Below are 26,744 nucleotides of genomic sequence, written 5' to 3'. Positions count from 1 at the left end.
GCCCCCGCCGCCGCCGCCCTCGGGCAATCCGGCCGCGCCGCCGCCCGTTGAGGACTCCACCGGCCAGGACATGTTCGCCTGGCCCCTGCGCGGCGACATCGTTCGGCCTTTCGGCCAGGTGGGAGTCAGCGAGCGCAACAACGGCGTCCACATCGGCGCCACGGCCGGCGCCCCGGTGCGCGCCGCCGCCGCCGGGCGGGTCGGCTATGTGGGCTCGGACCAGCCCGGCCTGGGTCTGGCGGTGATCATCATTCACCGGGACGGCTGGCGCACGGTCTACGCCCACCTGGGATCGGCCACGGTGGCGTTCGGCGACGAGGTCCGTCAGGGCCAGGAGATCGGCACGGTGGGTCTGACCGCCGGCGACGGCCGCCCCTCCATCGCCTTCGAAATCCGCCATATGCGCGGCGGCCAGCCGGTGGCCGTGGACCCGACCACGCTGTTGCCCAGATAGCACGCGCGGCAAGCGCGCTGTTGTCGCGTTGCAAAGCTGGTCTGGCGCCCCTAGGTTCCGCCCCTATTTCAGTCGGGGCGTCGCGGACGCCCGCGCATGACCCCTGGGAGACACCATGTTCGCCACCCCCGCCTACGCATCCACCGCCGGGGCCGCCGCCGCCGGAGGGGGCCTGACCGCCACCCTGATCCAGTTCCTGCCTTTCGTCCTGATCTTCGTGCTGTTCTGGTTCCTGCTGATCCGTCCGCAGCAGAAGCGCATGAAGGCGCACCAGGCCATGGTCGGCGGTCTGAAGCGCGGCGACACGGTCGTGCTGTCCAATGGCATGATCGGCAAGGTCACCCGGGTCGAGGACGCCGAGGCCATGGTCGAGATCTCCCAGGGCGTGAACGTGCGCGTGGTCAAGTCCATGGTGGCCGAGGTGCGCAACCGCACCGAAATCGCCGCCAACGACAAGAAATAAGCCTGTAAGCACGAGGCCGGGGTTTTCGTTCGATGATTCAGCTGTCCCGCTGGAAGGTCTATGTGGTCGCGGCGGCGCTGTTGCTGTCGACCCTGTTCGCCTTCCCGAACCTTCTGACCCCGGCCCAGCGCGAGGCCCTGCCCGGCTTCGTGCCTTCCGGCGTTCTGAACCTGGGCCTGGACCTGCAGGGCGGGTCCTATCTGATGCTCGAGGTGGATGTGGACGAGGTCCGCACCGCTCGCGTCAACGGCCTGGTGGAGGACATGCGCGTCATCCTCAATGCGCAACGCATCGCCTTCTCGAACCTGGAGCGTCAGGACGGGGGCTTCCTGATCACGGTCACCGACCCGGCGCGGTTCGACGCCGCCCTGGCCGCGCTTCAGGATCTGGCCCGGCCCACCTCCACGGGCGTTTCGGACGTCACGGTTTCGCGCCAGACCAACAACCGCATCCGGGCAGCCTTCACCGACCAGGCGCTCAGCAACATGGGCTCCACCGCGGTGGATCAGTCCATCGAGGTGGTCCGCCGCCGCATCGACAGCCTGGGCACCCGCGAGCCGTCCATCACCCGCCAGGGCACCGACCGGATCGTGGTCCAGGCCCCCGGCGAAAGTGATCCCGAGGCGCTGGAGCGCGTCATCGGCCAGACGGCCCAGCTGACCTTCCAGATGGTCGACCACGACAACTCGGTCGAGGAAGCCATCGCCGGCCGGGTGCCGCCCGACGCCGTGCTGATGCAGGACGAATTCGGCACACCCCTGCTGATCAAGCGCCGCATCCTGGTCTCCGGCGAGAACCTGACCCGCGCCAGCGTCGGCTCGGACCAGTCGGGCCGTCCGGCCATCGACTTCCGCTTCGACGGTCAGGGCGCGCGCCGCTTCGGCGAGGCCACCAGCCAGAACGTGGGCCGCCGCTTCGCCATCATCCTGGACGGCCAGGTGATCTCGGCGCCGAACATCATCAGCCCCATCACCACCGGCTCGGGCCAGATCACCGGCCAGTTCACCATCTCCGAGGCGTCCGAGCTTGTGAACCTGCTGAACGGCGGCGCCCTGCCGGCGCCCCTGTCAGTCGAGGAGCGACGGACCGTCACCGCGAGCCTCGGCGCCGATGCGGTCGACGCGGGCATGAAGGCCACCCTCGTGGGCTTCGTGCTGGTGGTGCTGTTCATGATCGTGGCCTACGGCTTTGTGTTCGGCGGCATCAGCGTCATCGCCATGCTGATCAACGGCATGATGATCATCGCCGCCATGTCCCTGACGGGGGCGACCCTGACCCTGCCGGGCATCGCCGGCCTGATCCTGACGCTGGCCATGGCGGTGGACGCCAATGTGCTGATCTATGAACGCATGCGGGAGGAGGCGCGCGCCGGACGGTCGGCCATCGCCGCCGCGGACGCCGGCTTCAGCCGCGCCATGTCCACCATCCTTGACGCCAACATCACCACCCTGGGCGCGGCCCTGATCATGTTCCAGTTCGGCGCGGGGCCCGTGCGGGGCTTCGCCTGGACCCTGTCGATCGGCGTCTTCACCTCGGTCTTCACCGCCGTGCTGGTGTCCCAGATCGGCGTGGCCCTGTGGTTGCGGGCGACCCGCGCCAAGAAACTTCCTATCGCGTGAGCGGATCCATGAAATTCTGGCCTTTCATCAAGCTGCTCCCCGACAAGACGAACCTGAAGTTCGTCAAGTTCGCGCCGATCATGGGCGGCCTGTCCGTGATCGCGGTGATCGCTTCGGTCTTCTTCACCCTGTGGCCCCTGACCCCGCCCTGCGGCGGTCTGAACTGCGGCGTGGACTTCTCTGGCGGTCTGGTGGTCGAAATCACCGCCGCGCCCGAAGCCGCGGACATCGCCGGCATCCGCGACGGTCTGAACGCGCTGGATCTGCGCGACGTCTCCGTTCAGGGGTTTGGCTCGCCGAGCGACGCCCTCATCCGCTTCCAGACGCCCGAGGGAGATCCCGGCGAGGCGCTGCGCGCCGTCCAGGCGGCGCTGACAGACGTCCAGTCCACCATTGAGGTGACCCGCACCGAGGCCGTGAGCGGCGCCGTGTCCCGGGAGCTGCTGACCAACGGCGTCATGGCCCTGGGCGTCGCCATGCTGATGATGCTGGCCTACATCTGGTTCCGCTTCCAGTGGACCTTCGGCGTGGGCGCCCTGATCGGCCTGCTGCACGACGTGATCCTGACCTTCGGCCTGTTCGCCATCACGGGCATGGAGTTCACCCTCGTCAGCGTGGCCGCCGTCCTGACCATCATCGGCTATTCCATGAACGACACCGTGGTGGTGTGCGACCGCCTGCGTGAGAACCTGCGCAAGTACAAGAAGATGCCGCTGGGCGACGTGATCGACCTGTCGCTCAACGAAACCCTGTCGCGGACCATCATGACCGGCCTGACCACCATCCTCGGCCTGCTGGCCATCGCCCTGCTGGGCGGGGCGGTGCTGGCCGACTTCGCCTGGGCCATGATCTTCGGCGTCATCATCGGCACCTATTCCTCCATCTACATCGCCGCCCCCCTGATCCTGCTCTGGGGGGCCAAGCGCGGCGACGAGCCGGACGAAGAGGCCACGCCGATCAAGCTGGGCATGGCCTCCAAGCCCTGACCGCGTCATGACGGACCGTGGCGACCTGCTGGACGGTCAGGTGCGCGCGGCGGACCCTGACCGCTGGCTGTCCAGCCGCTTCGTGGCCGACGCGGGCCTGCGCGCCGACCTGATCGCGCTCTACGCCTTCGAGGCCGAGCTGATGGTCATTCCGTCGAAGGTCACCCAGCCCCTGCTGGCCGAGATGCGCTTCACCTGGTGGGCGGATCAGATGGACGGCGTCTTCGCGGGCGCGCCCCGCAAGGGCCACCCGGTGCTGGAGGCCCTGTCCGCCGCCGTCACCCGCCACGGCCTGGACCGCGCGCCCTTGGATGCCCTGATCACCGCGCACATCGGCCGTGTCCACGAAGAACCCCACGACCTGGACGCCTTCTATGTGGGCCCCATGCAGACGGCGGCGCACATGCTCGCCGGACCGGGCCATGAGGCCGCCGTCACCCCCGCAGGCCGCATGCGCGCCCTGGCCCAGACCGGCCGCGCGGACGAAGCCCGGGCCCTGCGCAAAACGGCGAATGCGGCGTTGAAGGCCCTGCCCCCAGCCGCCTTCCCGGCGGTCGCCCACGCCGCCCTGATCGACCATGCCGCGCCCGAGCCGCTCAAGCGCCTGCGGCTCACCTGGGCCGTGTTGAGAGGGCGGGTCTAGGCGTCCCGCCCGGTGATCGGAATCACTCGGCGGGCGCGGGCGCCGGCGTCGGCTCGGTCCTGTTGTCGCCGTCGCGAGACCGATGGCGGTTATGACGCCTCAGCAGGGTGGACATGCGGGCGCGATCCTCGGGCGAGAGCTCGGACAGGATTCGGACCGCCTCCACCTCCAGCCGCGCACGGCCGCGCAGTTCCGAGGCGCGGGACTGCTCCAGCAGCGCGCTGACCGCCGCCGGATCGAAATCCTCACTCTCGGTCAGGGCGATGGCCTGGCGGCGCGCCTCGCGGGCTTCCTGAAAGTCCGGCTTGGCCGACAGGGCCGCGGCGCGCAGCTCCGCGCGCACCGGGCCGCGGCGATCCGGATCGATGGTGTCGATGACCGCCATCAGGGGCATGCGCTCGCGGCTGGAGCGGACCTCCTCGACCCGATCCTCGGCGGCCTCGCGGCTGACCCAGGCCGTCACCCCCGCCGCCACGGCGAACAGGTTCAGGGCCAGAGAGACCGCCAGGGCGATCATCAGGGCGCGATTGCTCATCCCAGCACCTCGGTGTCATCCAGCGCCAGAAGCTGGGACTGATAAAGCACGGCGTCCGCCTCGGCCCGCGTGACGGCGGGCTGGGACAGGTTGAGGCCCACCAGGACCCCCGCCACGGAGGCGGCGGCCCATCCGGCGCCCGAAGCCCAGGCCAAACGGCGGAAGGCGAACCGCGCGCGCGGCTTCAGCCCCGCGGCGGCCGCCAGGGCGATCACTTGCTCGCGCAGGGCGTGGCTGACCATGGGGCGGGGGGCGGCGTCCAGGGCAAGGTCCATCTGGCGCGCCTCGAACAGCAGCCTTTCGGCGCCGTGAGTGTCGGCCTCCATGAAGGCGCGCGCGGCGTCACGCTCGGCCTCGGGCCAGCGGCGCACATCGGCGCCGTAGGCCTCGGCCAGATCCTGAAAACGTTGCGCGTTCATTTCAGCACACCTTCATTTCGCGCCGTCTCGGCCAGCGACGCCCGAAGAGCGCGCCGACCACGAGACAGAAGACTTTCCAGCGCCTCGACGCTGATGTCCATCAGGGCCGCAGCCTCGATATTGCCCAGCTCCTGATAGTGGCACAGCACGATGGCCTCGCGCTGTCGTTCCGGCAGGGCCGCCAGCGCCGCGTCCACCCGCGCGCCCAGCTCCGCCGTCTGCAATCCCTGATCCGGCGACGGCCCGGGATCGGCCCGGTCCGGCATCGTATCCGTCAACACCTCGCGCCGCCGGCGCAGCCGGTCGTAGCAGAGGTTCAGCGCCACCCGGTGCAGCCAGGTGTCGAACCGCGCCTTGCCCGGCGTCCAGCGTGGCGCCTGGCGCCACGCCTTCAGCATCGTCTCCTGCGCCACGTCCTCGGCCTCGGACGGGTCGTTCAACATGCGTTGCGCCAGCGCCAGCATGCGCGGCAGCTTGCGCGCGACCATGGCCTGGATCGCCGCGGGGTCGCCCTGACCCACGCGGCTCACCAGATCTTCGTCGGGATCGACCACCCGTGTCGCCAAGCCGGCTCGCTCCGTTTCCTTGCGGGCGGGCCGACCGGACCGATCCGGTCTGTCCCGACATCACCCTTAATCCGCCGCCGGGGCGCGGCGTTCGGCCCGGCGGGCCTGACGTTCAGCACGACGCGCCTCGTGGTGCGCGCGCATTTCGGCGCCGGTGACGAAACCGTCGCCGTCCGCGTCCATGCGGGCGAACTGCTCGGTCGCGCGCTGACGGGCCTGCTCGATGTTCACGCCCTGACCGTCGCGGTCAAGCCGCATGCCCATTCCATGGCCGCCGCCATGGCCGCGTCCGCCGCGTCGATGCCCGGCCTCGCCGCGCGCGCCCCGGCGCTCGGCGCGCTGTTCCGAGCGTTGCGCGTGGGCGGCGTCATATTCAGCGCGGGTGACGGAGCCGTCGCCGTCCGCATCCATGCGCTCGAACATGCCGTCGCGCCGCTCGCCCATGCGGGCCTGACGCTGCGCCTGCATTTCCTCACGCGAGACCACCCCGTCGCCATTGGCGTCCATGGCGGTCAGGCGGGCGACCCGCTGGTCCACGAACTCGGCCTGGCTGACCCGCGCATTGGGGTCCATGCGTCCGCCACGCTGTCCGTCGCTGGTCTGCGCGATCGCGGCCCCGCTCAGGGCCAGGGCGGCGACGCCGCCCAGCACAATCATCTTTTTCATGGGTTCGTTCTCCTGATCCGCCCTTGAAAGGCGGCATTGTCCGTCCCTGTCGAAAGGTTCAACGAACGGGCGTCAGGATTCCGTCGCGGGCGGGTTCAGCGGCCCCAGAAGGGCTTCGAGCGCGGTCCGCGCCCCGCCCCGCCGGGCCGTCAGTTCGACCTTCAGCGCGTCGAAACTGTCGAACCCCGCCACCCCCGCCAGCCGCTCGCGGAACTCGGCGGGTTCAGCCTCGGGATCGGGATCGCCCTCGAAGGCGCAACGGATCACCTGGGCGATGGACTGCTGCAGGCTCCAGGCCTGGCCGAACACGGGGTCCAGCCCCGGCGCGGTCAGGGCCTCCACCGTCGAGACGGTCAGGGGCTCGCCCCGCGCGGCCCCCAGAAGCTGGCTGTGCTGGGCCGCGAACTCGCAGTCCACCTGGCCGCCGGGCGCCAGCTTCAGCTCCCACAGCCCGCCGCCGGGCCGCTCCCGGTCCATCAGGGCGCGCATGTCGCGCACGTCGCGGGTCACCTGTTCCGGGTCGCGCGGCTGTCGCAGGGCCGTCTGGATGGCGCCCGCCACCCGCTCCCCGAATGCCGGGTCGCTGGACCACACCACCCGCGCGCGGGTCAGGGCCAGGAATTCCCAGGTCTCGGCCTCCCCGGCGTAATAGTCTTCCAACGCCGGGAAGCTGACCGACACCGGCCCCGCCCGGCCCGAGGGTCGCAGACGCATGTCCACTTCATAGAGCGCGCCCTCCGCCGTATGGGCCGACAGGGCCGCGATCAGGCGCTGGGTGAAGCGGCCGTAGAAGGTGTCGGCGCTCCAGCCCTTCCTTTCCGACATGCCGGCCGCGTCGTCGGCCTCATAGACCGTCATCATGTCCACGTCGGATCCGGCGGTCATCTCGCGAGATCCGGCCTTGCCCAGCGCCACCACGGCGATGCGGCCGGCGAACGCCCCACCCTGCCGCGTCACTGCCTTGAGCGCGGCGGTGGACAGGGCGCGGATCGAGACGTCCGCCAGATCGGCGTAGGCATGGCCCGCGCTGTCGGCGTCGGCCCGGCCGGTCAGGGTCTGGATGCCGATGCGGAAGATCTGGTCGCGGTGGATGCGCCGCACCGCGTTCATGGCCTCCTCGAAATCGCTCTCGCCCACCGCCTCGGCCACCAGTTGGTCAAGCACCCCCGAGTCCTGGTCCAGCGGCGCCAGGAAGCGCGCGTCCAGCATGCTGTCCAGGGCGGCGGGATAGCGGGCCAGGGTCCGGGCCAGACGCGGGGCGAAGGCCATGACCCGCACGATCAGGGCGAACAGCTCCGGCTGGGCCAGAAACAGCGACTGGATCTGCGCCCCCGCCGACAGTCCGGCGAAGAAGGTCGAGAACCGGGCGAAGGCGGCGTCCGGCGCGCCGGTCTCGGCAAGAGCGGTCAGCAGGCGCGGCGCCAGACGGGTGAACAGCTCCCGCCCGCGCGAGGTGCGGGTGGCGCCGATGCGGCCGTGGTGCCAGCTGCGGATGGTCTCGGCCACGCCCTCAGGGCTGGAGAAGCCCATGCGCTCCAGCGTCTTCAGGGTCTCCGGATCGTTCTCCACCCCGGTGAACACCAGACTGCCCCAAGGGGAGGACAGGTCTTCCTCGTCCGAGAACAGCTCCCCATAGCGTCGGTTCACCCCCTGCAACAGGGTCTCCACGCCCGCGTCGAACGCCGCCAGATCCGCCTCGCCCGACAGCGCGGCCACCGCGGCGCGGCGCGCGGCGGGCTCCGGCAGGGTGTGGGTCTGTTCGTCCGCCAGCATCTGGATGCGGTGCTCCAGCCCGCGCAGGCGGTCGTAGGCGGCGGCAAGCTCGGCGCGCACCGCCTCGTCCACGTGGCCCGCCCGGGTCAGGGCGGCCAGCGCCTCCAGCGTGCGCGGCGCGCGCAGCGCGGGGTCGCGGCCGCCCAGGATCAGCTGCTGGGTCTGGACGTAGAACTCGATCTCGCGGATGCCGCCCCGGCCCAGCTTCAGATTGGCCCCCGCCGCGTGGAGGCCCTCGCCGGTCTTGAAGGCGTGGATCTGGCGCTTGATGGAATGAATGTCGGCGATGGCGTGATAGTCGAGGCTCCGCCGCCAGATGAAGGGCGCCAGCTCGGTCAGGAATCCCTGCCCCGTCGTCAGATCGCCGCACACCGGCCGCGCCTTGATGAAGGCCGCCCGCTCCCAGTTCTGGCCCACGGATTCATAGTAGGCCATGGCCGCCGGGGCCGGGACCACCGGCGGGGTCGATGACGGATCCGGCCGCAGCCGCAGATCGACCCGGAACACATAGCCGTCGCCCGTGCGCTCCGACAGCAGGGCGGCCACGCCCTGGGCCAGGCGGTCGACGAAAGGCTGGGCCTCCACCCCGGGCGCCAGCGCGCCATCCACCAGATCGGGCTCATGGAAGAACGAGATGTCGATGTCGCTGGAATAGTTCAGCTCGCCCGCCCCGTGTTTGCCCATGGCCAGGGCGAACAGGCCGGGGACGGGTCCGCGCGGATCATCGGCGGCGCTGACCAGCCTGCCCCGCTGGCGGGCGTCATGGGCCACGGCGCGCAGGGCGGCGCGGGTGGCGGCGTCGGCGAAGGCGGTCAGGGCGCCGGTGACCCGGTCCAGGTCCCACACCCCGCCCAGATCGCACAGGGCGGTCAGCAGGTGCAGGTCCGCCTTCAGCCCGCGCAGGGGCGCGCGCAGGTCGTCGGCGCCGCCGGTCAGGGCGTCGGTCTGCCCGACGATGGCGGCGAGGCGGTCGTCCGGCGTCGTCTCCAGGATCGCGCGCAGGCGCTCCGGCCCCCGCCGCGCCAGCCCGGCCAGATAGGGGGCGGCGGCGAACACCGGCTCCAATGCGGGCCAGGCGGTGTCCAGAGTCTCCAGCCAGCCGCCCTCGCGCGCGGCGGCCTCGACGGGTTCACGGGTGCGCGCGGCCAGTTCGGAGTCCAGCACGGGCCCGCAGGGCTTCAGCTGTCCGGCCAGGCCGGTCATTCGGCCGGCGGCAGGACCAGGGCCACGCGCAGCCCCGGGCCCGTGTCGTCCACCACCCCCGGGCCCTCATCCAGATAGATGCGCCCCCGGTGCGCCTCCGCCACCGCCGCCACCAGCGACAGGCCCAGGCCCGAACCCGGCTCGGTGCGGCTGTTCTCCAGCCGCACGAAGCGGTCCAGCACCCGCGCGCGGTCCGCATCGGGCACGCCCGGACCGGTGTCGGTGACCGAGAACTCCACCTGACCGCTGGAGCGCCGGCGCGCACGCAGCATCACCGCCCCGCCGGGCGGGGTGTATTTGATGGCGTTGTCGATCAGGTTGGCCAGGGCCTGGGCGAGGAACGGCCGGTTGGCGCGGATCATCAGGCCCTTGTGAATCTCGGAGTCGAACTCCAGCCCCTTGTCCTCGGCGGCGGGCTCATACAGTTCGGCCATGTCGGCCGCCAGGTCGGCGGCGTCGAACACCTCGGTCTGCGGCTCCCTGGACGCCTGCAGCCGGGCGATGGCCAGCACGGTGTTGAAGGTCTTCAGCAGCTCGTCGGCCTCGGCCAGCGCCATCTGCAGGGCGTCATTGGCGTCGATGCGCCCGGCCTCCGCATCGATCAGGGCCACCTCCAGCTTGGCCCGCATGCGGGTCAGCGGGCTGCGCAGGTCGTGGGCGATGGCGTCCCCGGCGTGACGGATCGAGGCCATGGACGTCTCCAGCCGGTCCAGCATGCCGTTCAGGCCCGCGCCCAGCTCATCCAGTTCGTCGCCCGAGCCGCGCACCTCGGCCCGCGCCTTCAGGTCGCCGCCCTTCACCGCCGCCACCACCGTGTTGAACCGGCTCATGGAGCGTTCCAGATTGCGGCTGATCAACAGGCCTCCGCTCAGGCCCAGCACCACCACCAGCAGCATGGCCCCCCACAGGGCCTGGGTCAGGCGGTCCAGATAGGCTTCGGTGTCGCCGATGTCCTCGGCCACGAACAGCAGCTCGCCGCCCTGCAGCCGCACCATGACGCCCAGGGCCTGCCGCCGGATGATGCGCCCCGTCTCGTCGGTGTCGGTGAAGCGGAACGCCTCCCACCGCTCGGGCGGGTCGTCCGGGCGCGGCTCCACCGGGGTGATGTTCAGGCTGCGGGTGACCGGCTCGCCCTCGGCGTCCAGCAGGATGTAGAGATAGGGTCCGCCCCTCAGGATGCGCTCCACCAGCGCCTGGTTCAGGGGGTTCAGCCCCCGCTCCCGATAGATGGCGGTCAGCACCCCCACCTCGCGCCGCACGTCGGCCTCGGCCCGCGCCCGCGCCTCGGAGGCCGAAGCCACATAGACATAGGCCAGCACCGCGCTGGCGGCCGCGGCGAACAGGGCCACGAACATCAGCGTCAGCCGGAAGGGCGTGCGCCGGAAGAGCGAGGGCAACGTCATGAGGCCCTAGGCCTCCAGCCGGTAACCCGCGCCTCGCACCGTCTGCAGCATGGCCTTGTCGAAGCCCTTGTCGATCTTGGCGCGCAGGCGGCTGATGTGGACGTCGATGACGTTGGTCTGGGGGTCGAAGTGGTACTCCCACACCTTCTCCAGCAGCATGGTGCGGGTCACCGACTGGCCGGCGTGGCGCATCAGGAATTCCAGCAGCTGGAACTCGCGCGGCTGGAGGTCGATCTCGGTTTCGCCCCGGTGCACCGTGCGGGCGATCAGGTTCATCTCCAGATCGCCGACCTTCAGCACCGTCTGCACCCCGCCGGTCTCGCGGCGGCGCGACAGGGCCTCGACCCGCGCGATCAGCTCGGCGAAGGCGTAGGGCTTGACCAGATAGTCGTCGGCCCCGGCCTTGAGGCCCGTGACCCTGTCCTCCACCTCGCCCAGCGCCGACAGGAACAGGACCGGCGTCTGGTCCCCGTCCTTGCGCAGGGTCTCAACCATGCCGACCCCGTCAAGGCGCGGCATCATGCGGTCCACCACATAGACGTCGAAGCCGCCCTTCTGGGCCTCCATGAGGCCATAGGCCCCGTCCACCGCGTGGGTCACCTCGTGCCCCGCCTCGGACAGGCCGCGCACCATGGCGCCCGCGGCCTCCGCATCGTCCTCGACCACCAGTATGCGCATCAGCCCCGTCTCCAGAATCGCCAGCATAACGCCAGAACCTGATTCACGGGATCAGTGAAATCACGAAGCGATCCACCGATCCCGATCAGGCGTCCGGCGACCCTATTCCTCGTCGCCGTCCAGTTCGAGAACCACCGGGCGATTGCCGTTGGGTGTCCGCACCAGAAGCAGAACGCCCGGACGCCCGGACTCACGAACCCGCTGCACCGCCTGACGGAATTCAGCGGCGGTGGAGATTGCGCGGCCGTCTGCCTGGATGATGACCATGCCGGGAGCGAACCCACGTGTGGCCGCCGTACTGCCAGAGGTGACGCCCGTGATCACCAGACCATTCACGCCCGAAGCAATGGAGTGACGTTCGCGCAAGGCGGCGGTCATGGGCGCGACCGTCAGACCTTCGATGGTGGTCCCCGCCGGCGCTTCGGCCTGTCCGGGACGCGGCGCGCCGCCAGCGTCACCAGCTTGAGCATTCAGCTCGTCTGCAGACGGGCGAACGCCGGAACGCACGCTGAGCTGGACGCGCCCTCCTTCGCGCAGAACGGTGAGACGCAGGGTATCGCCCGGCGCGGCCTGACCGACACGACGTGTGAGGTCTGTGTTGTTGCGGACCGGTTGGCCATTCAGCTCCACGACGATGTCGCCCGCCTGAACGCCGCCCTGCTCCGCCGGTCCGCCCGGCGTGGTGCTGTTGACGTAAGCGCCCTGGACGTCGTCGGCCAGACCAAGTGCCTCGCGATAGTCGTCGGTGAGGGTGCCGATCTCGACACCGAGGTAGCCGCGCTGGATGCTTCCATCCTGCATCAGTTGCTGGGTCACGCGCTGCGCCGTGTCGGCGGGGATGGCGAAGCCGATGCCCACGGACACGCCGGTGGGCGAGAAGATCGCGGTGTTCACCCCGATCACCCGGCCATAGATGTCGAAGGTCGGGCCGCCCGAGTTGCCCCGGTTGATGGGCGCATCGATCTGGATGTAGTCCACGTACTGCTCGCCGATATCCCGACCACGCGCCGAGACGATGCCCGCCGTGGCCGAGCCGCCGAGGCCGAAGGGATTGCCCAGGGCCACGACCCAGTCGCCCACACGGGGCTGGGCCGAGGTTTCGAACTCCACGAACGGGAACGGCCCGCCATCCACCTTCAGCACCGCCAGATCGGTTTCCGCGTCACGGCCCACGATCCTGGCCGTCAGCTCCCGGTCATCGGTCAGACGCACCGTGATTTCGGACGCGTTGGCGACCACGTGGTTGTTGGTGACGATGAAGCCGTCCGCCGAGATGAAGAAGCCCGAGCCGGAGCCGGCGCCCTCCATCATCGGCTCTTCGCCGTCCTCGCCTTGCGGCTGCTGCGGCACGGAGAACGGGAACGGCAGGCCCGGAATGTTCGGGAAGCCGCGCATGCTGGGACGCGGCACCCGCGTGGTCACGTCGATCTGCACCACGGCGGGCGAGACCTGGTCGATGATGTCGGCGAAGGAATTGGGCGCGCCCGGGGGCGGCTGGAACAGCACGGCGCCGGCGGTCGAGGCGGGGACCAGGCCCCCGCGCATCTCGGCCCGCTGCTCCTGCGCGCCGGCCGCGGGCCAGTCGATGATCCCGCCGGCGGTCGCGGCGGCGGCGAAGGTCAGTCCGACCGCGGCGCCCAGAATGAATTCCTTACGCTTCAGCATCGTCGTCCTTGTGTCGTTTCGGGCGGGACCGAAAGGCGGCCCCGTGCCCCTTGATATAACCCTATGACGCGGCGCGCCAAGGCGAACCAGTTACGGTTCATACAGATCAGGGATGATCATGGGGCGAGGATGCGTCCAAATCCGGGCGCTCCGCCAGGCGTTTCGCCAGCGCGGCTTCCTCCGTCGGCGTCAGGGGCGCGGCCTCCGCCGGGCGGCGGCGCAGGGTGGTCAGCAGCACGCCCCCCGCAATCAGGACCACCAGAAACGGCCCCAGCCACAGCAGCACCGTCCCGGCGTTGAACGGCGGCCGGAACAGCACATAGTCGCCATAGCGCCGCACCAGACCGGCCTCGATCTGCTCATCCGTGCGCCCCGCCGCCACCTCGTCACGCACCAGACGGCGCATGTCGGCGGCGATCCCGGCCGGGGAATCGGCGATGGACTCGTGCTGGCAGACCACGCAGCGGATGTCCCTGAACAGCCCCTGCGCCCGCGCCTCCTGCGCCGGATCGGGCAAGGGCTGGTCGGGCGCCGCCGCCGGTTCGGCGAAGGCCATCAGGAGCAGAGCAGCGACGAGCGCTCCTCCCCCATAAGCGAAGCGCATGGGGGAGGGGGACCGCCGCAGGCGGTGGAGGGGGCGAACCCTGGACCCGGTGGACGGAGTCGCCCCCTCCACCATCCTTCGGATGGTCCCCCTCCCCCGCTGCGCGAGGGAGGAGAATGTCAGAGGCACCCTCATCCCCGCTTACTCCCGGCCACCCCGAACCGCAGCCGGCGGTCCGACAGGGACACCAGCCCGCCCAGCGCCATCAGCGTCGGCCCCAGGAAGATCAGCCGCGCCCACGGGTTCCAGTGCACCCGCACGGTCCAGGCCTGGGCGAGGGTCTCGGTCGCCCGCCGCTCGCCCAGCACCACATAGACGTCGTCCAGGCCCCGGAAATCCAGTCCCACCTCGGTGGTGGTCTGCCCGCCCGCCGGGAAGAAGCGCCGCTCGGCCGTCAGGGTGCGCGCGCCCGCACCGTCCTCGCGGGCCACGGTGAACACGCCCTGTTCGGCCAGATAGTTCGGCCCCTCGACGATGCGCACATCGTCCAGGGTCACATGCCAAGGCCCCGCCACGGCGACCGGTCCGCCGGGCGCCGTCACCGCCACCGCCTCGATCTTGAAGGCCGTCTCGGCCACCGCCCCCATGACGAACAGACCCAGCCCCGCATGGGCCAGGGTCATGCCGAAGGCGCCCACGGGCAGGCCGGTCAGCCGCCGCCACACCTCGGCGCGGGGCGCCCGGAACAGCCGGATGCGTTCGGCCAGCTCGGCCAGGGCGCCCGCGATCAGCCACACGCCCAGCCCGATGCCCGCCGCCGCCATGGCCTTCATGGGATCGAACACGAACAGGGCGATCAGGGCCGCCGCCATCGCCACGGCGAAGGCCAGGGTCAGACGCTGGACCACGCCCTTCAGGTCCGCCCGCTTCCACGCCAGCAGCGGCCCGGCGGGCAGGATGATCAGGGCCACCGCCATCAGCGGGGTGAAGGTCAGGTTGAAATAGGGCGGCCCCACCGAGATGGTCTCGCCGGTCACCGCCTCGAGCATCAGCGGATAAAGGGTGCCCAGCAGCACCGTGGCCGCCGCCGCCGACAGGAACAGATTATTGAGGACCAGACTGCTCTCGCGGCTGACCGGTGCGAACACCCCGCCCTTGGGCAGGCCCGGCGCGCGCCAGGCGAACAGGGCGAAGGCCGCGCCCGCCGCCACGCCGAGGATGGCCAGCAGCAGCATGCCGCGCTCCGGGTCCACCGCGAAGGCGTGCACCGAGGTCAGCACCCCCGAACGCACGAGGAAGGCGCCCAGCATGGAGAAGGTGAACGCCATCAGGGCCAGGAACACGGTCCAGCCCGCCAGCGCCCCGCGTTTCTCCGTCACGATGGCCGAGTGCAGCAGGGCCGCCCCCGCCAGCCACGGCAGGAACGAGGCGTTCTCCACCGGGTCCCAGAACCACCAGCCGCCCCAGCCCAGTTCGTAATAGGCCCAGAACGACCCGAGGGCGATGCCGATGGTCAGGAACACCCAGGACGCCAGCGCCCAGGGCCGCACCCACCGCCCCCACGCCGGATCGACCCGGCCCTCGATCAGGGCGGCCACCGCCAGCGAGAAGCACACCGAAAAGCCGACGTAGCCCAGGTAGAGCATGGGCGGATGGATCGCCAGCGCCGGGTCCTGCAGCAGCGGGTTGAGCGAGGCGCCCTGCACCGGCGCCGGATCCAGACGCGTGAAGGCGTTGGAGGTGAACACCGTGAAGGCCAGGAACAGGGCGTTCAGCCCGCCCTGCACCGCCACCGCCGATGTCTTGAGCCCGAACGGCAGGCCGCGCCCCAGCGCCAGCACGGCGCCGAAGGCCGTCATGACCAGGCACCACAGCAGCAGCGAGCCCTCGTGGCTGCCCCAGGCCCCGGCCACCCGATAGAATAGCGGCTTGGCCGTATGGCTGTTCAGGGCCACGTTGCTGACCGAGAAGTCCGACACCACGAAGGCCCAGATCAGGGCGCCGAAAGCCACCGCCACCGCGCCCGTCGAGGCGAACGCCGCCCCCTGCCCCGCCCCGGCCAGAACCGGCGAGCGCAGCAGACGGCCCGCGCCGGACGCCGCGGCCTGCAACAGGGCGAGGGCCAGGGCCAGGGCCAGGGCGAAGGCGCCGAATTCCGCGATCATTCGGTCACATAGGCTGCATTGGAGGGCGCGGGCTCATCGCCGCCGCGCCACTCGCCGGTTTCCCTGAGGCGATCAGCCACCTCGCGCGGCATGTAGGTCTCGTCGTGCTTGGCCAGCACCTGCGTGGCCTGGAACACCCGCGCCTCGTCGAACGCCCCTTGCGCCACGATGCCCTGCCCCTCGCGGAACAGATCGGGCAGGTCCCCCTGGAACACGATGCGGGCGTCCGCCGCATTGTCGGTCACGGAGAACGCCACCGAGCCGTCGGCGCCCTGCTCGACGCTGCCCGGCAGCACCAGTCCGCCCAGCCGGATCATGCGGCCCGCGGGCGCGGCCTCCTCGGTGACCTCGGACGGGCTGTAGAAGAAGGTCACGCTGTCGCGCATGGCCCACAGCGACAGGCCCACGGCCAGCAGCAGCACCGGCGTCACGGCGGCGACGATCCAGAGACGGCGGCGCGCCTTGGGCGATCGGGGCAGCCAGCTCATGCGCCCTCCTCCACGGCCGCCAGATCGGCCTGAAGCTGGACGCGGCGCCCGTCGCCCGGCGGCAGTTCGGTCAGCAGCGGCTCCCACAGGGCGCGGGCGGCGTCCGCCTCGCCCCGGGCCAGGGCGGCGCGGCCCAGGAAATAGCGGGCGGCCTGGGCGTTCGGGTCGCGGCGCAGCGCCTCGCGGAAGGCGGCCTCGGCGTCGCCCCCCACCACCCCCTGCTGGGCCGCGGTCAGGGCCTCGCCCAGACGCGACCAGCTGACCGGGTCCTCGGCGTCCAGGGTCAGGGCGCGCCGGAACGCGGTGGCCGCCCCGATGGGATCGCCCGCCTCGAACCGCGCGCGGCCCAGAAACACCTGCGCCTCGCGGTCATTCGGATTGTCCCGCGCCACCACCTCGGCCACGGCGGCCAGACGCGGCGCGTCCAGGGTGTCGAGGGCGCCGGCCCAGCGCTCGACCCGGGCCTCGCGCGGCTGATCCGGCATGCCCGGCGCGCCCGTGACCCAGTATACGCCCAGGGCCGCCACGGCCGTGGCCAGCAGTCCCGCCAGCACCCAGCGCCCCTGCGTCAGATCCGGCGGCGCGGCGCCGGCGTCATCCTCGCTGGCCAGAAACCGGCGCCCCGCCTCCGCCCGCGCGACGCGCCAGGCGTCGTCGTCCAGCAGGCCGCGTCCATGCAGGGCGTCCAGTTCGGCGATCTGGCGGGCGTCGGGCGACCCGCCGACGGCGAAGCCCGTGCCCCGCGCACGCCAGAGCACCACGATCCCCGCAAGGGTCGCGGCCATGCCCGCTGCAAGCCAGAACATCCACATGAGAGCCGTTTAGGCGATCAGGCCATCTGTGGCGAGGGCGCCGCTGTCGCACCCTGGGCCGCCGCCAGCCGCCGCCGCAGGGTTCGGGCCGGAACCTCGGCGTCCGCCTGCTCCAGGAAGCCGGCGCAAAGCTCGACCAGACGGGCCATGTGGTCCTCGTCCGAACCTTCGCCCGCGTTCAGCGCCTCGATCAGCTCGTCGCCATACTGGAGCAGGCGTTTCTCCAGGGTTTCGCACAGCTGCGCCCTCTGGCCCGCATAGCCCAGCACCCCGGCCGCTGCCTTGGAGGCGCTCAGCATCAGCATGGCCGACCGCGCCTGCTCCACCAGCGGCCCGTCGGTGCGGGCGTCCATCACCGGCGCCATGCGGCTCATGGACCCGTGGATGCGCACCCGCTCCATGGGCAGGGCCTTGTCCACCATGCGCGGGCACAGCCCCAGCAGGCCGTCGAGCGCGCGTCCCATGCGCAGTTTCAGTTCCTGGAACCGGGCGCCCCAGGCGCCCTCCGGCGTGAAGGCCAGCGACAGCTCCATCTGGGCCATCATCCCGGCCGCCCGCTCCAGGCGGCTCGCGACCTGGCGCGCCTCATCGGAATCGTCGCGGCCCGGATGGAATTCGTTCAGGGCCTCCCCCGCCTCCTCGACCCGCTCGAACAGCCGCTCGCCGAAGTCGGCCAGTTCGGAATCCGCCAGGAAGCGCTCCTCGCCCCCCGCGCCGGAGACCCGGCTGATGACCCGCAGGATCAGGGCGGCGTCCTCGATGTTGGCGAAGAGGATCTCCAGCATCATGGGCGCGGCGTCCTCGCGGATGCGCACGGCGTCCCGCATCATCAGCCGCAGCGAGGCCTCGCTGTCCGCGTCTGCACGCCCGATCCACATGTCCAGCATGGGCATGGCCGCGCGGGCCAGCGGGGCCAGGTCGAAACAGGCGGCCACATGCTCCGCCGTCCGGGGATCCAGCCCCGGCCAGACGCCGCCCGGCTCGTCTCGCAGGATCGCCGCGGCGCTCACGCACAGCTGATCCAGCAGGCGCGGATCGATGGAGCCCCCGCCGACCGTCATGTCCTCGGCCTGGGCCAGCAGCAGGGCCTGTCGTTCGCAGACCCGCCGCCACAGCCCGTTCAGGATCGCCGCGGGAAAGCTCAGGCCCCGCACCCCGTCCGCGCGCTTGCGGAACAGGGCGGTCAGGGGGCCGAAGGCGATGGTGCGCATGCGCCGGGCGGAGATCTCGGCCACGGTCCGGCGACGGATCCAGTCCGCCTTGACCCCGGGGGTCGTGCGCAGGGCGACCGACAGCTTCGCCAGGGCGGAATCCGGCGCCATCTCCAGCATCGCGCTGATCGCATTCTGACTGGCGACGGACAGCTCCGTCATATGGTCCCCGCTCCCCGGTCTCTCATTCGAGACATCATCGGTCATGGCCGCTTAACGAAACGCATAAACCACGACCGGATCGGTCAGGATTCGGCGGCCGGCAGCTCCAGCATGGCCTTGAGCCCGCCCATGTCGCTGTCGCCCAGGGTCAGACGCCCCTCATAGGCCCGGGTCAGTTCGTCGACGATGCTGAGACCAAGCCCCGTGCCGGGCACGTCTTCGTCCAGCCGCGTCCCCCGCTTGAGCACCTCGTCGCGCCGATCCTCGGGCAGGCCCGGCCCGTCATCCTCGATCACCAGCAGCAGACGCCCCATCCCCATGGCGCCCGCGGACACTTTCACCCGCCGTTTGGACCAGAGGCAGGCGTTCTCCAGCAGATTGCCGACCATTTCCTGCAGATCCTGCCGCTCGCCCCGGAACATCAGCTCGTCGGGCGCGCGCCAGTCGATCTCCACCCCCTTGGACTGAAACACCCGCTCCAGCATCACCGCCATCTCGTCCAGCACCTCGGCCACGGCGGTGCGCTCGCCCGAGCCCTGGGCCCGGGCGGCGGCGCGGGCCCGGCGCAGATGGTGGTCCACCTGGCCGCGCATCAGCTCGGACTGGCGACGCACGATTTCGGGCAGCGTCCCCGATTGCCCCTCGGTCTCGGCCAGCATCACCGAAAGGGGCGTCTTCAGCGCATGGGCCAGATTGCCCACATGAGTGCGCTGGCGCTCCACCACCTCCTGATTGTGGTCCAGCAGCTTGTTCAGCTGCTCGGCCAGGGGCGCGATCTCCACCGGATAGTCCTGGGTGATCCGCGTGGCGCGGCCCTTGCGCACGTCGCCGATCTCCTGCCCCAGCTCATAAAGCGGACGCAGGCCGATCCGCACCTGGAAGAACACCGCCGCCATCAGCCCGACCCCCAGCAGGCCCAGGGCGGCCCAGGTCAGGGTGGCGAACTGGCGCGTGTCGGAGTCGATGTTGGAGCGGTTTAGGGCGGCGATGAACACCACCGGCTGCTCGCGGCCGGGCAGCTGTTTCTGGCTGGCCGCCACCCGCAGGGGCTCGCCGTTGTTGGGACCGACGGCGTTGTAGGAGACCGTGCCCCCGGCCACCTCCGCCACCCGCTCGGTGAGGCTCGCCGGTATCGGCATCTCGCTGTCCCACAGGGAGGTGGACCGGGCGATCACCACCAGGTCCCCGTCCGCATTCCGCTCCGCCACCGCCCAGTATTTCCCCGACAGCAGCGCCTTGGTGCGGGAATCCTCGATCTGGGGCACGACCACCTGTCCGTCGCGGACGCTGGCGGCCACCACCAGTTCGTCGATGGTGTTGTTGTTGACGCCGCCCAGTCGGCGCAGGCCGGATTCCTGAAACTGCGAGGTCAGCACGAGGCCGGTAACCAGCAGGGCCACCACAATCCACGCGGCCGCCAGCCAGATCAGCCGGCGGGTCAGGGACCGGCCGGGACGACCCAGATAGCGCCCCAGATTCTGCTTCACGCGGCCTCGGACTCCCCGGCCAGCGGCGTCAGGCGATAACCCAGGCCACGGACGGTCTCGATCCTGTCCGCGCCGATCTTCTTGCGCAGACGGCCCACGAACACCTCGATGGTGTTGGAGTCGCGGTCGAAGTCCTGGTCATACAGGTGCTCGACCAGTTCGGTGCGGCTGATCACCCGGCCCTGATGCATCATCAGATAATGCAGCAGCCGGTATTCCAGCGAGGTCAGGCGCAGGGGCTCCCCGTCCACGCTGGCCCGCGCCGCGCGCGGGTCCAGGCGCAGGGCGCCGCACTCCAGCGTGGAGGTCGCATGTCCCGCCGAGCGCCGCAGCAGGGCGCGCAGCCGGGCCAGCAGCTCCTCGGTGTGGAACGGCTTGGTCAGATAGTCGTCGGCCCCGGCGTCGAAGCCCGACACCTTGTCGGACCAGGCGCCGCGCGCGGTCAGGATCAGCACCGGCGTGGTCTTGCCGTCCCGGCGCCAGCGCTCCAGCACCGACACGCCGTCCACCTTGGGCAGGCCCAGGTCCAGCACCACAACGTCATAGGGCTCGGTGTCGCCCAGGAAGTGGGCTTCCTCGCCGTCCGGGGCGTGGTCCACCGCATAGCCGGCGTCGCCCAGCGCCGCCTTCAGCTGGCGCGACAGGTCGGCGTCGTCCTCGACAAGCAGCACTCTCATCAGCGTTCTCCGATCACGGCGCCGGTGCGGGCGTCCACCGTGATGTCGGCGACGCGCCCGCCCGGATATTCCCAGCGCACCACATAGACGGGACGGCCGCCCATGTTGCGTTCATTGATGCCCAGCATGCGGCCCTCGCGGCCCCGGGAGACGGACCGCGCCACCTCGCTGGCGCTCAACCGGCGGCCCTCACGGGATTCCTCACGCGCCCGCTCCTGGCGGAGCGAGCCCATCAGGGGGTCACGCGCCTGGATCTCGAGCGCATGGGCCGACGGCGCCGCCATGGGAGCGGCGGCGATCAGCCCGGCCAGAAGAAGGATGCGAATACGGTTCATGCAGAGCGGTTTACGGCGGCGCCTCTGAACGGCGTCTGAACAGGGGCGTGAGAAACGGGTCATGACCGGGGGTTCGATCGGTCGCTTTGACGAGAACCATAGAGACTTCGCGCGGGTTCAGGAAGATGAACGCCGACTGAACCGTGCCGTTCAGGTCAGGCTCAGGCGCCGCGTGCTCTTGTGTGTCCATCGCACCGCCCCGATGCCGGGTCGGCCGCCGAACCGAAACCGTGGAGCCCATGATGAAAAAACTGATCACATCCGTCATGGCCGTCGCGGCGATCTCTGTCGCCGTCCCGGCCGCCGCCCAGCACTATGGCCCGCCCCGCGGCGGTCCCGCCTATGGCCAGCAGCACGCCGGTCCGCCCATGGCCGTTCGCGTCCGCCATCTGGAGCGCAATGTGGCCTTCGCCCACCGCGCCCGTGTCATGAGCACCGGCAAGGCCCGTGATTTCCAGCGCGGCATCGACCGCCTGGTGTACCTCGAGCGTCAATACGGCCCCCGCATGACCATCCGCGAGCGCCACGATCTGGAGCGCCGCTACCAGGATCTCGACCGCTCCATCGACCGCTACGTGCAGCGCGCGCGCTACCGTCGCTGATCGGCGTCTCTCCCGCCATTGCAGGGCGCGGTCTGAAAGGGCCGCGCCCTTTTCCTTGCCCCCTCCGAAACAGGCCGTTCAGCCAGGTGAACGCCATCTGAAACGCCCCGTTCAGGCGCCGATCAGGCGCGGCGCGCTTCACTGATCCCGTCATCGCCGCCCTGATCCCCGGGGCGACCGCAATCGAAGGATCGAAGCCATGAACAAGACCATCGCCGCCTCTCTGATGGCCGCCGCTGCGGTCTCCGTCGCCGTCCCGGCCGCCGCCCAGCACTACGGCCCGCCCCGTGGCGGACCCGCCGCCCACGCCCCCGCCTGGCAATCCATCGCCCAGCGCAAGGTCAACCTCGACCGCCGCATCGACCGCGCCGCCTACAATCGCGCCATCAGCCCGCGCGAGGCCCGCAGCCTGCGCGCCGAGCTGAACCGTATCGTCCGGCTGGAGGCCCAGTATCGCCGTGGCGGCCTGACCCGCTGGGAGATGCGCGATCTGGACCAGCGCTATGACCGGCTGTCGGCCCGAATCCGCGCCGAACGCGCCGACAACAACCGCCGCCCCGGCGGCCGCTGGTAGGCCGTCCTCTCTCCCAGAGCCTGATCGGTTGAGGCGGGACCGCTCCGCGGTTCCGCCGATGCCGTGAATCAGGCTCTCGCTTGCAGGGTGCGCGTGCGGCGCGGTCCGAAAAGGGCCGCGCCGTTTCGCGTGAGGGCCTCAAGCAGCGCGACCGCGCGACAGGCCAACGATTCAGGCATCGATCACGCGAATCTCCGGCCAGCGCGCGCGGGCGTTGTCGACCGCCTTCGACCACCCCTTCGCCTTCGGCCGGTCGGGATTGGGCCGCAGCACCATCTCGAACACGTCCTCCAGCCCGAACGGCGCGGCCACGCTGACCTCCCCGTCCGGCTCCAGCCGCACACCCACCGCAAACGCCGGCGCCACGAACCGCCCCAGCGCCTCGTCCGTACCGGTCAGGGCCTCATAGGGCTCGCCGAACCTGCCCTCGAACCACAGGTGAACCCGCGCCTGATTGCGCACCTCCACCATCTCGCGCAGCGGCGGTTCAAACGCCCCGGCCACCTTGCGGATCACCGCGTCCTCGGCGTCCCACGAGGTGTCCGGGTCGAAATAGCCCAGGTCGTAGTCCTTGATGCCGTATCCCGCCGCCCGGCCCGTCACCGCGTTCCAGACGCTCTGATAGACCGCGCCGGAAAAGATCCGCCAATCGTTCAGACCCAGCCCGCGCACCGTGGTCATCACCTGCATCAGGCCGGGATCGGCCCGCACGATGGTCTTCAGCCGATCCTCCAGATCGCTCATCGCAGCGGCCAGCCGTGGTCCAGCGGCCCATGGCCGCCGCCCAGCCCCGGCGCCTGCCGGATGGCTTCGGCCACATAGGCCCAGGCCTCGGCGACCGCCTGCTCCAGCGGCAGGCCCTTCGCGATCCCCGCCGCGCACGCGCTGGCCAGGGTGCATCCGGTGCCGTGGGTGTGCCGCGTCTCGATGCGCGGGCCCTCCAGCAGGGTCTCGCCGCGCGGGGTCATCAGCAGGTCCACCACCGTCTCGCCCGGCACATGGCCGCCCTTCATCAGCACTGCGCCCGCGCCCAGCCGCAACAGCGCCTCGCCCGCACGCCGCTGGCCGTCCAGATCGGCGACCGCGATCCCCGTCAGGGCCTCGGCCTCCGGCGCATTGGGGGTCAGCAGGGCCGCGCGCGGAACCATCAGCTCGCGCACCGCCGCCACCGCGTCCTCGGCCAGCAGGGGCGAGCCGCCCTTGGCGATCATGACCGGGTCCACCACCGTCGGCGCGCCCGCCCGGTCCAGTATCTCGGCCACGCAGCGCACCACCTCAACCGAGCCCAGCATGCCGGTCTTGACCGCGTCGGTCCCGATGTCGTCCAGCACCGCGTCCGCCTGGGCCGCGATCACCTCCAGCGGCACGGGGTGCACGCCGTGGACCCCCAGGGTGTTCTGGATGGTCAGGGCCGTGATCGCCGTGGCCGCGAAGCCGCCCATCATGGTCACCGCCTTGATGTCGGCCTGCACCCCGGCCCCTCCGCCGGAGTCGGACCCGGCGATGATGAGAACGCGGCCCAATTTTTGGGCGCTACCGCTCGCGACGCGGTCGCTCGCTGCTTGAGCGCCCATCACTGCACCCCCGAGAACAGCTTCAGCCCCACGATGCCGCTGACGATCATCAGGATGCACAGGATCCTCAGCGTCGTGGACGGCTCCCCATAGATCAGAATGCCGATCCCCGCCGCGCCCACCGCACCGATGCCGGTCCAGATGGCGTAGGCCGTGCCGATGGGCAGCTTCTGTGTCGCCAGCCACAGGAACCAGAAGCTGGCGATCATGGTCACGCCCACCACCAGCGAGGTCACCGGCCGCGACGGCCCCACGAATTTGAAGCCCGAGGCCCAGGCCACTTCGAGCAGGCCCGCGATCAGCAGCGAAACCCAGGGATTGAGGGGAGGAATCGTCATCCCCGCCACATGGGACAACCGGCGCGGAGGGGCAAGCGACGATCATATCGGCGGCCCATGCCCTGTCCGGCGCGAAGCTTCACCAACCCGACGCCCTAAATCCCCTGTTTTTCAAGACCAGTTCCTTGCAGGACAAGGCTTTGATCCGTCGCAACGGCCGGATTTATCCCGCTGTCCCGCGCGCCCTTATAATGGCGTCATGACCGCACGCATCGCTCCCGCCTCCCGCCTCCCCCCGCAGCGAAGGAAGTGAGACTCCCATTGCACTCTTTTTCGCGTCGAGAGTCTCACCTCCCCGCATCGTCATTCCCGGCCTTGTGCCGGGAATCCATAATCACGGAGCGCGCCAGGGACTCTCACCCCTCGGGCGTATGGATCGCCGGGACAAGCCCGGCGATGACGTCATTGTTTGAATAAAATCAACAGGCTGACCAACTCAACCAGCCGAATTCATACAAGGAGATTTCAGACAATTCAGACCCTGTTTTTTTTTCAGACCTGAGTCTGAAATCATCCGTTCCGGCTCAGCGCCGGAACACGCCCACCAGCTCCACATGGGTCGACCACAGGAACTGGTCGATGGGGGTCACACGCTCCAGCACGAAGCCGGCGTCGATCAGCACCCGGGCGTCGCGGGCGAAGGTGGCCGGGTTGCAGGACACGCCCACCACCACCGACACTGACTTCGTTCCGGCGAACTGCTGGGTCTGCTCCAGCGCCCCGGCCCGGGGCGGGTCGATGACGATGGCCTCGATCCCCTTCAGGTCGTGGGGCGACAGGGGGCGGCGGAACAGGTCGCGGGCCTGGGCGTCGATGCCCTTCAGCCCCTGCGCCGTCCCGGCCCCCGCCTTCAGTCCGGCGATGGCCCCCGCCGAGGCGTCCGCCGCCAGCACCGGGGCGACCTCGGCCAGGGGGAAGGTGAAGGTGCCCGCGCCGCAGAACAGGTCGGCGATCCGTTTGGCCCCGCGCACCGCCGCCACGGCCCGCTCCACCATGGCCGCCTCGGCCACGGGCGAGGCCTGCATGAAGGAGGCGGGCGGCAGGGGCACCGTAGCCCGGCCGAACCGCACCGTGGGCTGGCGCATCATCACCAGCACCTCTCCGTCCATGCTCAGCCGCGCGATGTCGGCCATCCGCGCCGCGCGCACGCCCTGCTGGGCCACGTCGGCGGAGCGGCCGCTGCGCTCCACCCCGGTGATGTCCACGTCCAGGCCCGAGTCGGTCACGGTCACATGCAGGGTCGGCGCCGACTTGGCCCCGCCCAGAAACGGCGCCGCCACCGCCGCGAGGCTCGGCAAAGCTGCGTTGATGCGCGGGTCCGACAGGGGACAGTGGGCCAGGGGGACCACCCGCCACGACCGGCGCCCCTTGAAGCCCAGCACCACCTGCCCGTCCTCGTCGCGACGGGCGTGCAGGGCGATGCGGCGACGCACGCCCGGCGGGGTGGCGACGGTGGCCTCCACCTCGGTCTCGATCCCTTCGCGCTCCAGGGTCTCCACCACCAGATCCCGCTTCCACGCCAGATAGGGGGCGCTGGCCCAGTGCTGCAGCGGCGCGACCCCGCACTCGGCGTAGGTCTGCGACTGGATCGGAACCCGGTCGGCGCTGGCCTCGAGGATCTCGATGTCCTCGGCGCGGCCGTCCCTGACCACCGCGCGCACCACCTCGCCGGGCAGCGTCCCCGGCACGAAGACAGCCCCGCCGGGGGTTTCGGCGATCCCGTCGCCCTGGTGGCCCACGCGGGCGATGGTCAATTGTTCGGACATGGCGCGCTCATAGCCCGTCCCGCGCCCAAACCGAAACATGAACGAAGATGAACGGCCCGCTCAAAACCCGTTCAGGTTCGCTCCGCCATAACGGACGTCGACAAGGGGGTGCTGATCCGTTCAGCCCCGCAACCCCAGGTACGGAGCTGAAACGATGAACGCCTTCCTGAAGAATTCCGCCGTCGCGGTCGTCGCCGTCGCCGCCTGTGCGACCGCCCTGCCCGCCTCGGCCCAGAGCTACAGCCAGCCCTACGGCTCCTCTTCCAGCTATCAGGCCCAGAGCGGCTACGGCTACAACCAGGGCTACGAGACCGGCCAAGCCTACTATGACCAGTGCGTCCGTGACCGTCGCCAGCGCCAGGTCGCGGGCGGTGTGGTCGGGGCCCTCGTCGGCCTCGCCGCCGGCCGCGGCGTCGCCAGCCGCCGGGTGCGCAGCGAGGGCGGCGCCATGGGCGCCCTTCTCGGCGCCGCCGTCGGCGCCGGTGTCGGCGGCTCCACCGCCGCCTGCCAGCCCGGGCAGTCGCAACCCTACGCCCAGCCCTACGGCGCCCAGGCCGGCTACGGCTACGACAACAGCCGCTACGACGATCGCTCCAGCCAGCAGTACGGCTACGACCGTGGCTATGACGATCAGGACCGCGGCTACGGCTACGGCCAGCCGGTCCGCGACTATGACAACACCGACCAGTGCCGCCTGGTCGAAAGCAACATCCGTCTTCCCGACGGCCGCGTGGAGAACCGCTACGTCCGCGCCTGCCCCGATGGAAACGGCCGCTATCGCGTCGTCGATTAAGTTTCAGCCCCCCTGTCGAATCGACGACGTGTAGGGAACCGCCGGTGGAGCAATCCTCCGGCGGTTTTTCCTTGCCCTGTCGCCCCGAATTTTGACCGCACCGCCCCCTCTGTTAAGCATACCGCCGTTCTTCAGGAGGGGGT

General features: G+C 70.6%; 27 protein-coding genes and 1 pseudogene. 8 read left to right on the top strand and 20 right to left on the bottom strand.

All coding sequences use genetic code 11. From position 1 onward, the window contains the following. The 5 genes from IWC96_RS09050 to IWC96_RS09030 all read left to right on the top strand — a co-directional run. The coding region (locus IWC96_RS09050) for a murein hydrolase activator EnvC (protein WP_196838766.1) at positions 1-454 on the top strand (454 nt) is incomplete at its 5' end. 115 nt (positions 455-569) lie between these two features. Next, on the top strand, positions 570-917 hold the full coding sequence (gene yajC / locus IWC96_RS09045) for a preprotein translocase subunit YajC (RefSeq protein ID WP_021698502.1): 348 nt from the start codon (positions 570-572) through the stop codon (positions 915-917). A gap of 32 nt (positions 918-949) precedes the next feature. Further along, entirely contained in the window at positions 950-2,536 is a 1,587-nt protein-coding gene (secD, locus tag IWC96_RS09040; RefSeq protein WP_021698503.1) for a protein translocase subunit SecD, read from the top strand. A gap of 8 nt (positions 2,537-2,544) precedes the next feature. Then, a complete protein-coding gene (secF, locus tag IWC96_RS09035) occupies positions 2,545-3,522 on the top strand; it encodes a protein translocase subunit SecF (RefSeq protein WP_196838765.1) in 978 nt (325 codons plus the stop codon). 7 nt (positions 3,523-3,529) lie between these two features. Continuing rightward, positions 3,530-4,165 (top strand): squalene/phytoene synthase family protein, encoded by a 636-nt coding sequence (locus IWC96_RS09030; RefSeq protein ID WP_021698506.1) that lies wholly within the window; start codon positions 3,530-3,532, stop codon positions 4,163-4,165. Between the two features lie 22 nt (positions 4,166-4,187). On the opposite strand, the gene IWC96_RS09025 is transcribed toward IWC96_RS09030, so the two are convergent. From IWC96_RS09025 to IWC96_RS08950, 16 genes and pseudogenes are all read right to left on the bottom strand, one after another. Then, entirely contained in the window at positions 4,188-4,700 is a 513-nt protein-coding gene (locus tag IWC96_RS09025) for a periplasmic heavy metal sensor (protein ID WP_196838764.1), read from the bottom strand. Continuing rightward, positions 4,697-5,119, bottom strand: coding sequence for a hypothetical protein (locus IWC96_RS09020; protein WP_021698508.1), 423 nt, complete (start codon positions 5,117-5,119; stop codon positions 4,697-4,699). Before IWC96_RS09020 ends, IWC96_RS09025 begins: the two co-directional genes overlap by 4 nt. After that, a pseudogene (locus IWC96_RS09015) lies at positions 5,116-5,700 on the bottom strand (RNA polymerase sigma factor); the annotation flags it as partial. The gene IWC96_RS09020 and the pseudogene IWC96_RS09015, both read right to left, overlap by 4 nt. Positions 5,701-5,751: 51 nt before the next feature. Beyond that, positions 5,752-6,351 (bottom strand): hypothetical protein, encoded by a 600-nt coding sequence (locus IWC96_RS09010; RefSeq protein WP_021698510.1) that lies wholly within the window; start codon positions 6,349-6,351, stop codon positions 5,752-5,754. A 72-nt stretch (positions 6,352-6,423) separates the two neighbouring features. Beyond that, the gene (locus IWC96_RS09005; RefSeq protein ID WP_021698511.1) at positions 6,424-9,327 is read right to left on the bottom strand and encodes a bifunctional [glutamine synthetase] adenylyltransferase/[glutamine synthetase]-adenylyl-L-tyrosine phosphorylase; all 2,904 of its coding nucleotides are present in this window, start codon (positions 9,325-9,327) and stop codon (positions 6,424-6,426) included. Beyond that, positions 9,324-10,730 carry a HAMP domain-containing sensor histidine kinase gene (locus IWC96_RS09000; RefSeq protein ID WP_021698512.1) on the bottom strand — a complete coding sequence of 469 codons (1,407 nt, stop codon included), beginning with the start codon at positions 10,728-10,730 and terminating at the stop codon, positions 9,324-9,326. The genes IWC96_RS09005 and IWC96_RS09000 overlap by 4 nt, the downstream gene beginning before the upstream one ends. Positions 10,731-10,736: 6 nt before the next feature. Next, positions 10,737-11,408 carry a response regulator transcription factor gene (locus tag IWC96_RS08995; protein ID WP_196838768.1) on the bottom strand — a complete coding sequence of 224 codons (672 nt, stop codon included), beginning with the start codon at positions 11,406-11,408 and terminating at the stop codon, positions 10,737-10,739. Positions 11,409-11,510: 102 nt separating this feature from the next. Next, positions 11,511-13,073 (bottom strand): Do family serine endopeptidase, encoded by a 1,563-nt coding sequence (locus IWC96_RS08990; protein WP_021698514.1) that lies wholly within the window; start codon positions 13,071-13,073, stop codon positions 11,511-11,513. Between the two features lie 106 nt (positions 13,074-13,179). Continuing rightward, positions 13,180-13,677 carry a cytochrome c-type biogenesis protein gene (locus tag IWC96_RS08985; RefSeq protein ID WP_045319382.1) on the bottom strand — a complete coding sequence of 166 codons (498 nt, stop codon included), beginning with the start codon at positions 13,675-13,677 and terminating at the stop codon, positions 13,180-13,182. Positions 13,678-13,808: 131 nt separating this feature from the next. Beyond that, positions 13,809-15,782: a heme lyase CcmF/NrfE family subunit gene (locus tag IWC96_RS08980; protein ID WP_196838763.1), complete on the bottom strand. Its 1,974-nt coding sequence runs from the start codon at positions 15,780-15,782 to the stop codon at positions 13,809-13,811. Next, the gene (gene ccmE / locus IWC96_RS08975; protein WP_021698761.1) at positions 15,779-16,270 is read right to left on the bottom strand and encodes a cytochrome c maturation protein CcmE; all 492 of its coding nucleotides are present in this window, start codon (positions 16,268-16,270) and stop codon (positions 15,779-15,781) included. The genes IWC96_RS08980 and ccmE overlap by 4 nt, the downstream gene beginning before the upstream one ends. Beyond that, complete coding sequence (ccmI, locus tag IWC96_RS08970) at positions 16,267-17,055, bottom strand: c-type cytochrome biogenesis protein CcmI (RefSeq protein ID WP_231378986.1); 789 nt, start codon at positions 17,053-17,055, stop codon at positions 16,267-16,269. Before ccmI ends, ccmE begins: the two co-directional genes overlap by 4 nt. Before the next feature lie 44 nt (positions 17,056-17,099). After that, entirely contained in the window at positions 17,100-18,455 is a 1,356-nt protein-coding gene (locus IWC96_RS08965) for a hypothetical protein (RefSeq protein WP_021697244.1), read from the bottom strand. Positions 18,456-18,538: 83 nt separating this feature from the next. Then, positions 18,539-19,942, bottom strand: a complete 1,404-nt coding sequence (locus IWC96_RS08960; protein ID WP_196838761.1) for a sensor histidine kinase — start codon at positions 19,940-19,942, stop codon at positions 18,539-18,541. After that, positions 19,939-20,619: a response regulator transcription factor gene (locus IWC96_RS08955; protein ID WP_045319000.1), complete on the bottom strand. Its 681-nt coding sequence runs from the start codon at positions 20,617-20,619 to the stop codon at positions 19,939-19,941. Before IWC96_RS08955 ends, IWC96_RS08960 begins: the two co-directional genes overlap by 4 nt. Continuing rightward, positions 20,619-20,954, bottom strand: coding sequence for a PepSY domain-containing protein (locus IWC96_RS08950; RefSeq protein WP_021697247.1), 336 nt, complete (start codon positions 20,952-20,954; stop codon positions 20,619-20,621). Before IWC96_RS08950 ends, IWC96_RS08955 begins: the two co-directional genes overlap by 1 nt. A 242-nt stretch (positions 20,955-21,196) precedes the next feature. Here IWC96_RS08950 and IWC96_RS08945 point away from each other — a divergent pair, with 242 nt between their 5' ends. Further along, positions 21,197-21,556 (top strand): hypothetical protein, encoded by a 360-nt coding sequence (locus IWC96_RS08945; protein ID WP_021697249.1) that lies wholly within the window; start codon positions 21,197-21,199, stop codon positions 21,554-21,556. A 199-nt stretch (positions 21,557-21,755) separates the two neighbouring features. Beyond that, positions 21,756-22,130, top strand: coding sequence for a hypothetical protein (locus IWC96_RS08940; RefSeq protein ID WP_021697250.1), 375 nt, complete (start codon positions 21,756-21,758; stop codon positions 22,128-22,130). A 171-nt stretch (positions 22,131-22,301) separates the two neighbouring features. On the opposite strand, the gene IWC96_RS08935 is transcribed toward IWC96_RS08940, so the two are convergent. The 4 genes from IWC96_RS08935 to IWC96_RS08920 form a co-directional block, all read right to left on the bottom strand. Beyond that, positions 22,302-22,874 carry a nucleotidyltransferase family protein gene (locus tag IWC96_RS08935; protein WP_021697251.1) on the bottom strand — a complete coding sequence of 191 codons (573 nt, stop codon included), beginning with the start codon at positions 22,872-22,874 and terminating at the stop codon, positions 22,302-22,304. After that, positions 22,871-23,704, bottom strand: coding sequence for a bifunctional hydroxymethylpyrimidine kinase/phosphomethylpyrimidine kinase (gene thiD / locus IWC96_RS08930; RefSeq protein WP_045319002.1), 834 nt, complete (start codon positions 23,702-23,704; stop codon positions 22,871-22,873). Before thiD ends, IWC96_RS08935 begins: the two co-directional genes overlap by 4 nt. Next, a complete protein-coding gene (locus tag IWC96_RS08925; protein WP_021697253.1) occupies positions 23,704-24,042 on the bottom strand; it encodes a multidrug efflux SMR transporter in 339 nt (112 codons plus the stop codon). The genes thiD and IWC96_RS08925 overlap by 1 nt, the downstream gene beginning before the upstream one ends. Positions 24,043-24,566: 524 nt before the next feature. Next, complete coding sequence (locus tag IWC96_RS08920; RefSeq protein WP_196838760.1) at positions 24,567-25,808, bottom strand: class I SAM-dependent RNA methyltransferase; 1,242 nt, start codon at positions 25,806-25,808, stop codon at positions 24,567-24,569. A gap of 154 nt (positions 25,809-25,962) precedes the next feature. On the opposite strand from IWC96_RS08920, the gene IWC96_RS16170 reads away from it, so the two are divergent. Beyond that, complete coding sequence (locus IWC96_RS16170) at positions 25,963-26,601, top strand: hypothetical protein (protein ID WP_021697255.1); 639 nt, start codon at positions 25,963-25,965, stop codon at positions 26,599-26,601. Positions 26,602-26,744 lie beyond the last annotated feature (143 nt).

The organism is Brevundimonas sp. BAL450 (assembly GCF_015767455.1).
GTDB classification, from domain to species: Bacteria; Pseudomonadota; Alphaproteobacteria; order Caulobacterales; family Caulobacteraceae; genus Brevundimonas; species Brevundimonas abyssalis.
Note: the sequence above shows the minus strand (reverse complement) of the source record. Positions and strands in the feature narration are given on the sequence as shown.